The organism is Paenibacillus phytorum (genome assembly GCF_013141715.1).
Taxonomy (GTDB): Bacteria; Bacillota; Bacilli; order Paenibacillales; family NBRC-103111; genus Paenibacillus_E; species Paenibacillus_E phytorum.
The window spans coordinates 64,222-71,585 of the sequence record NZ_WHOA01000069.1; the positions used below are offsets into that span (position 1 = coordinate 64,222).

Genomic DNA, 7,364 nt, shown 5'->3' on the forward strand with positions numbered 1-7,364 from the left:
GAGAATCAAGTGCTATTTTTTTGTAATCACTTTGACATTGTTCATGTAAGGAATGAGAACCTCAGGAACCTGAATCGAACCGTCAGCTTGCTGGTAATTTTCGAGAATAGCAGCCACTGTACGACCAAGCGCAAGACCCGATCCATTCAGCGTATGTACAAATTCCGGCTTCGCCTTCGCATCTCTGCGGAAGCGAATGTTCGCTCTGCGAGCTTGGAAGTCTTCGAAGTTACTGCAGCTAGAGATTTCACGGTATGCGCCGCTGTTAGGCAGCCATACTTCCAGATCGTACGTCTTAGCCGACGTGAAGCCGATATCCCCTGTGCAGAGTGATAACACACGGTAAGGTAGCTTCAGCAGCTGTAGAACGCGCTCAGCATGCCCTGTAAGCTTCTCCAGCTCATCATAGGAGTCTTCGGGCTTAACTAGCTTAACGAGCTCAATTTTGTTGAATTGGTGCTGTCTGATTAAGCCGCGTGTATCTCTACCTGCAGATCCAGCTTCTGAACGGAAACATGCACTGAACGCAACGAAATTAACAGGAAGCTGCTCGTTCGTGAGAATATCTTCCCGATGATAATTTGTTACCGGTACTTCCGCTGTCGGAATAAGGAAATACTCCGAATTCTCCAGTTTAAACACATCTTCCTCAAACTTAGGAAGCTGCCCTGTTCCCGTCAAACTCTCACGGTTAACGATATATGGAGGCAGCATCTCTTCATAACCATGCTCATCGCTGTGCAGGTCCATCATGAAGTTAATCAATGCGCGCTCCAGCCTTGCGCCAAGCCCTTTGTAGAATACGAAACGCGAACCCGTCACCTTCGCCGCAGCTTCGAAATCCAGAATGCCCAGCTCTTGTGCTACTTCCCAATGCGGCTTCACTTCGTAATCGAACTGTGGAATCTCGCCTACCCGGCGCAGTTCCACATTCTCTTCTTCTGTGCGGCCCACAGGAACGCTTGGATGGGGCATATTCGGGATGGAGAGCAAGATCTGCTGTAAGGACTCGTCCAGTATGCGGATCTCGTCATCGAGCTCTTTAATGCGGTCTCCGACGACTTTCATTTCTTGGATCAGCTCATCCGCATTCTCGCCGGATCTTTTGCGCCCAGCTACCTCTTGGGATACCGTATTTCGGCGGTTTTTGAGCTGCTCGGTTTCTTGTAAGAGCTCTCTACGTTTCAAATCCAATTCCGTAAAGCCGTTCAACTCTTCAATTTGTTTTCCGCGGTTTTGCATTGCAGCTTGCACAGCTGCCAAATCACTTCGAAGTAACTTTACATCAAACAAGGAGATTCCTCCGTTAGCGCAAAATGGTTAGAATATGGAAGCAAGCACCTTTACCGGCTATAATCCGGTGATATCAAGGTGCTTGTACCATCAATTATGCTTGTCTTTGCTTTACCATATCTAAGAAATAGCTGTGCAGACGGAAGTCGTCTGTCAGCTCTGGGTGGAACGATGCTGCAAGGAGATGCCCTTGCTGCGCAGCGACGATCTGGCCGTCATACGTAGCCAGTACATCTACCCCCGGTCCCACCTTCTCAATCAGTGGGGCCCGAATAAAGACCGCGCGAACGTTCTCGTCGATGCCTTTGATCGGCAAGTCCGTCTCAAAGCTTTCGCGCTGACGACCGAACGCGTTGCGAGCCACCGTGATATCCATCAGCTCAAGGTGAGCTTCCGGCTGTCCGGTGATTTCTTTCGCGATGACAATCAACCCCGCGCAGGTGCCGAAAATCGGCTTACCCGCGGCGGAAAAATCCTTCAGCGCATCAATGAAACCATAGGTGCGCATTAACTTGCCGATTGTCGTACTCTCTCCACCTGGTAGGATAATCCCATCAAGATCTGCTAGTTGCTCAGTTCGTTTGACAACGACGCCTTCGGCGCCAGCCTTCTCGATCCCACGAATATGTTCTGCTACCGCGCCTTGCAGCGCGAGAACTCCGATCTTCGTCATTACCAGCCGCGCTCCTGCATACGCTCGGAAGCTTGCAGCTTGGAAATTTCGATTCCCTTCATTGGGGCACCCAGGTTTTTGGAGATTTCTGCAATCAATTTATAGTCAGTGTAGTGAGTTACGGCTTCAACAATCGCTTTCGCGAATTTCTCAGGGTTGTCGGATTTGAAAATACCAGATCCAACGAATACACCGTCAGAACCAAGGTGCATCATAAGCGCTGCATCTGCAGGTGTGGAAACACCACCAGCTGCGAAGTTAACGACAGGCAATTTACCTGTTTCGTGAACTTGTAGAAGCAACTCATAAGGAGCGCCAAGTGTTTTCGCTTCAAACATCAATTCGTCCTTGGACATCCCTTGGATTTTGCGAATTTGACCTTGAATTGTACGCATATGACGAACAGCTTCTACGATATTACCAGTTCCTGGCTCACCTTTGGTACGAAGCATGGAAGCACCTTCACCGATACGACGCAAAGCTTCACCAAGATCGCGGCAACCACATACGAAAGGAACCGTGAAATCACGTTTGTTGATGTGGAATACTTCATCCGCAGGTGTAAGTACTTCACTCTCATCGATATAGTCAACGCCTAGGGATTCAAGAATTTTCGCTTCAACGAAGTGTCCAATTCTTGCTTTCGCCATGACTGGAATGGATACTACTCTCATCACATCTTCAACAATTGAAGGGTCAGCCATACGGGATACGCCACCAGCTGCACGAATGTCAGCGGGTACGCGCTCAAGCGCCATAATAGCGGACGCGCCAGCTGCTTCTGCGATTTTAGCTTGCTCGGCGTTCATAACGTCCATGATGACGCCGCCTTTTTGCATTTCGGCCATACCAGTTTTAACGCGGGAAGTTCCTGTTTCCATTCTTTATTTCCTCCTATAGCTTCTATGCCAATTTCATGCAGTTTCCTACACGATCGATAGTAAATCTTCTAAACAATTATTTTACATGAAGGAGGGTCAATATACAACCCATTTTCTGGTCTAGGAGCCGCCTTTAATCCCTTTAAACATATCGCTGAAGAAGTTTTTGAAGGAGCGGAACAAGAGACGAATCCAGCTGCCTTTTTGTACGTCATCATTGGCAATTAGATCAACCGTTTTTTCTTGTCCATTGTAGCTTACCTTCACTTTGCCGAGCGTATCGCCCTTCGTAATAGGTGCTACGAGCTTGCTCTCTTCAACCGGCTCTGCCGTAATTTTAAAGTCTGTATCTTTCGCACCTTTTCGAGTGACGAATGTCAGACCCGTTTTTGTCACAAGAGGCACTTGTGTTTGAACGCCTTTCTTAATGTTTACGATTTTCAAAGAATCTATTTCTTGTTTCGCATTAAGGAAAGGTTTAATTTCGAAATTATTGAATCCATAATCGAGCAGCTTTCTCGTTTCGTTGAAACGCTCCGGTTCTGTTTTGGTGCCCATGACAACAGTGATAATACGCATTCCGTTACGTTCAGCAGTCCCTGTAAAACAGTACCCTGCATCATCGGTAGAACCTGTTTTCAAACCATCCAATCCTGGATAAGCATACTTTTTTAAATTGGCGTTGCTCTGATTTCCTTCTATCATCCAGTTAAAATTGATCATTGGCGTTTTATCAGTAGCTCTTAGCTTTAAAGAAGGAATTTTCGTAAATTCCAGAATTTCTTTATGATCTTTCAGGATATTATAGGCAAGAATGGCGGAATCCCGCGCAGTCATTTTGGTCTCGCCATCAATTGAAGGCGGCGGATTCTTGAGATCGGCACGAGAAAGCCCAGTAGAGCTAATGAAATGAGCTTTGTCCGACATACCTAGTTGTTTGGCTTTCTCGTTCATCATTTTCGCAAAATTCTCTTCCGTACCTCCGAGTAATTCAGCAAAGGCCACGGAAGCATCATTCGCGGAATAGATCGACATCGCATTAAACATATCTTTGAAAGTCAGGGTTTCATTTTCAGCAATCAGTTGTCCGGAACCAATAACGTCTGCAGCATTTTTACTTGCTGTCACTGGACTATCCCATTTGAATTTACCTTCTTTAATACTCTCCATAGCCAGATACTCAGTCATCATTTTCGCCATACTGGCTGGTGGGAAAGCTTCATCCGCATTTAATTCATAGAGCACAGCTCCTGTGCTTGCTTCCATAATAATTGCAGATTTAGCTGCTGGTTTAGGTTCATTGAGTGCTGGCGTTGGCGCCGTTGAGGCCGCTGGGGCTACTGGTGCAGTCGTGGCTGCTGGTGCTTTGGTATCCGCGGCATATGTTGGTTGTATATGTAAAAGTAAGGATTGAGCAATTAAACTAACACCTAACACCAAAGCAACCTTTTTCTTTGTCAAACTTAAAAATCTCACAATTTCACTCTCCCTAGTGATGTAATAACACGTTATATTGTACCACACCCCATTAGACAAAAAAAAGAAGACGTAGGTTCATTTCCCACGCCTCCAAATTTATCCATATTGTGACAATTACAACGAGTAATTCGGTGCTTCTTTGGTAATTTGAATATCATGCGGATGACTTTCTTTTAAACCTGCACCCGTAATTCGAATAAACTGGGTATCATCAATAAGTTCTTGAATATTGCGAGCACCACAATACCCCATACCTGAACGAAGACCGCCAACTAGTTGATACACAGTATCCGCCATTGGCCCTTTATAAGCTACACGACCCTCGATACCCTCAGGAACAAGCTTGCTCTCGTTCTCTTGGAAATAACGGTCCTTGCTGCCTTCCTTCATCGCCCCTAAAGAGCCCATACCCCGATACACCTTGAATTTACGCCCTTGGAAAATTTCCGACTCACCAGGACTCTCATCCGTTCCAGCAAAAAGACTACCGATCATAACCGCACTGGCTCCGGCCGCGATCGCTTTGACAACATCACCAGAGTACTTGATACCGCCATCTGCGATGATAGGAACGCCAAACTCCGCTGCAGCTTGTGCACAATCATAGATAGCCGTGATTTGAGGAACACCAATCCCTGCAATAACCCTTGTTGTACAAATGGAGCCAGGCCCAATTCCAACCTTCACCATGGATGCTCCAGCCTTAATGAGGTCACGTGTACCGTCACCTGTGGCAACATTTCCTGCGATGATAGGCAGCTCCGGATATTGTGATCTTAGCTTTTTCACGGTTTCTGCGATATTGATGTGATGACCATGCGCAGAATCTACGACAATCACGTCGATGCCTGCTTTTACAAGAGCTGCCGCTCTCTCCATAACGTCTTTCGCAACACCTACAGCTGCGCCTACGAGTAAACGACCCTGTGCATCCTTTGCGGAGTTAGGGAACTGAATAGCCTTCTCAATATCTTTAATCGTGATTAAACCTTTAAGTCCAAAATTCTCATCGACCAAAGGCAGTTTCTCGATTTTATGCTTTTGAAGAATCCCTTCTGCTTGCTGAAGTGTAGTTCCAACAGGAGCCGTAACGAGATTCTCTTGAGTCATTACTTCTTTGATTTTGATGGAATAATCGTGGACAAAGCGCAAGTCGCGGTTCGTTAAAATCCCCACCAGCTTGTTCGCTTCATTCACAATCGGTACACCAGATATGCGGTATTTCGCCATCAGCTCTTCCGCGTCATAAACATGATGCTCCGGTGTAAGTGAGAAAGGATTTGTGATAACGCCACTTTCTGATCTCTTAACACGGTCAACATGCTCAGCTTGAAGCTCAATGGTCATATTCTTATGGATAATCCCGATACCGCCTTCTCGTGCCATTGCAATCGCAAGCGCAGATTCCGTAACAGTATCCATAGCAGAGCTAATAAAAGGGATATTTAATTTCACATGAGGCGCGAGCACGGTTGAAACGTCGATCTCCTTACCGAACACTTCGGACTTTCTCGGCACCAACAATACATCATCAAACGTTAAGCCTTCCTTACCAAACTTGTCTTCCCTCACAACACGTATTCCTCCTTAGAGCTCTCTATGAAAGAAAGCTTTGTTCGAATGAATCTTCTCATTCGTTTTGTATATGATTGCAATCTTAACAAAAGCCTATTTTTCGTGTCAAGGAAAAGGACAAGTCTACCGGTTAACCTACTGCCCGAATAAGTCAATTCCGTTAACGATACGAGTACGTGCTGCTCGAGTTCCATAACAAAAATTGTTCCACACCTTGCTCCTTAGCCGCTTTAATTTGCTCCTTAACATCAATAGACCCATATTTCTTATGTGGTTTCACCCAAGTGGCTGTAAAATCCTGATACCACGGTCTAATTTCCGCAATATTGCTATCCGACTTCGCTAGAAGCTGGTTCTTCCCATTTGCATCACTGATCGCTTTACGAATAACCGCATAGGGCTGTAGATCGGGATTCTTAATCCCATATACCCCACTTGAATAGTGAGAGGGATACAACATAGGTGAAATATAATGAACCTGCTTACTAATCATCGACCAATCTTGTCCAATGCCCATATCATTATCAGACGAAGTTGTTAATCCAAAGACATCTGCAGACAAATAAGCTTGTCCACCAATTTGTTCTTTGGCTTTCTTGAGGAAATTCTCGATTACCTGCGCTTTCGTCCATTTATTGGGGTTATCGAATTTGACCTCCTGATCCACTTTCTTTCCATTCTCAGGAAATCTCACATAATCAAACTGGATTTCATCAAAACCTAATAAAGCTGCTTCCTTAGCTACTTGAATGTTATAATCCCATACTTTTTCCTTATAGGGGTCCACCCAAGCCGTTCCTTTACTATCCTTCCACACGTTACCCATTTGAGTCATCATCGCATAATTACTTTTTTTCATGCTTAAATAGGGATCTTTAAAAACAACGACTCGGGCAATCGTATATATGTGCTTCTCCTTTAACCTTAGAAGCATGGTTTTCAAATCACGAATAATAACATGGCTATTAGCCCCTATCTCATTCACCAAAGGGACCGCCGACGGATATGTAACTTGTCCCGAATCGTTCTTAACATCGATAACCATCGCATTCAGATCGGTTTGATCCACAAGGTCAATCAGTTGCTCAAATTTATTGCCTACCGCTGACCAGGCTGATACGTAAATCCCTTTTACAATCTGCTTAGCAGGTTTTTGAGGCGTGTTCTTGACCTCATCAGAAGACATTAGCTTCGCTTCTTTGATTGAGATAGGCAATGTCTTTCCTAAATTGTTTATAGCACCTAATGGATCTGTACCATCCTTGATCGAATCCATCTTCGCAGAGCAGCCACTTACCATCTGTATCAAACAGAAACCAAGAAACAAAACACGCAAACATCTCCTATATATCGATGCACCCATACCAATCCCTCCTCATAGGGCTAGTATGGTTTAATATGTCGTTTTGTACTGATGTAAAAAAAAGAGTCTTTCTGGAATTTCTTCCAAAAAGACTCTTCGT

Annotated in this window: 6 protein-coding genes; all 6 read right to left on the minus strand. The window is 45.1% G+C overall.

Features of this window, described 5'->3' with window-relative positions; translation table 11 throughout:
• Positions 1-12 precede the first annotated feature (12 nt).
• Entirely contained in the window at positions 13-1,293 is a 1,281-nt protein-coding gene (serS, locus tag GC098_RS08835; protein WP_171642855.1) for a serine--tRNA ligase, read from the minus strand.
• 94 nt (positions 1,294-1,387) lie between these two features.
• Entirely contained in the window at positions 1,388-1,966 is a 579-nt protein-coding gene (gene pdxT, locus GC098_RS08840; RefSeq protein WP_047682198.1) for a pyridoxal 5'-phosphate synthase glutaminase subunit PdxT, read from the minus strand.
• Positions 1,966-2,847 carry a pyridoxal 5'-phosphate synthase lyase subunit PdxS gene (pdxS, locus tag GC098_RS08845; RefSeq protein WP_029195693.1) on the minus strand — a complete coding sequence of 294 codons (882 nt, stop codon included), beginning with the start codon at positions 2,845-2,847 and terminating at the stop codon, positions 1,966-1,968. The genes pdxT and pdxS overlap by 1 nt, the downstream gene beginning before the upstream one ends.
• 120 nt (positions 2,848-2,967) lie before the next feature.
• Complete coding sequence (locus GC098_RS08850; protein WP_312880018.1) at positions 2,968-4,323, minus strand: D-alanyl-D-alanine carboxypeptidase family protein; 1,356 nt, start codon at positions 4,321-4,323, stop codon at positions 2,968-2,970.
• Between the two features lie 117 nt (positions 4,324-4,440).
• Positions 4,441-5,898, minus strand: a complete 1,458-nt coding sequence (gene guaB, locus GC098_RS08855) for an IMP dehydrogenase (RefSeq protein WP_171642856.1) — start codon at positions 5,896-5,898, stop codon at positions 4,441-4,443.
• Positions 5,899-6,061: 163 nt separating this feature from the next.
• Positions 6,062-7,264 carry a putative glycoside hydrolase gene (locus GC098_RS08860; RefSeq protein ID WP_246358516.1) on the minus strand — a complete coding sequence of 401 codons (1,203 nt, stop codon included), beginning with the start codon at positions 7,262-7,264 and terminating at the stop codon, positions 6,062-6,064.
• Positions 7,265-7,364 lie beyond the last annotated feature (100 nt).

Excerpts from the sequence above, each read along its gene's own strand:
- GC098_RS08860 (WP_246358516.1), bottom strand. The coding sequence starts at position 7,264 with ATGGGTGCATCGATATATAGGAGATGTTTGCGTGTTTTGTTTCTTGGT.
- pdxT (WP_047682198.1), bottom strand. The coding sequence starts at position 1,966 with ATGACGAAGATCGGAGTTCTCGCGCTGCAAGGCGCGGTAGCAGAACAT.
- pdxS (WP_029195693.1), bottom strand. The coding sequence starts at position 2,847 with ATGGAAACAGGAACTTCCCGCGTTAAAACTGGTATGGCCGAAATGCAA.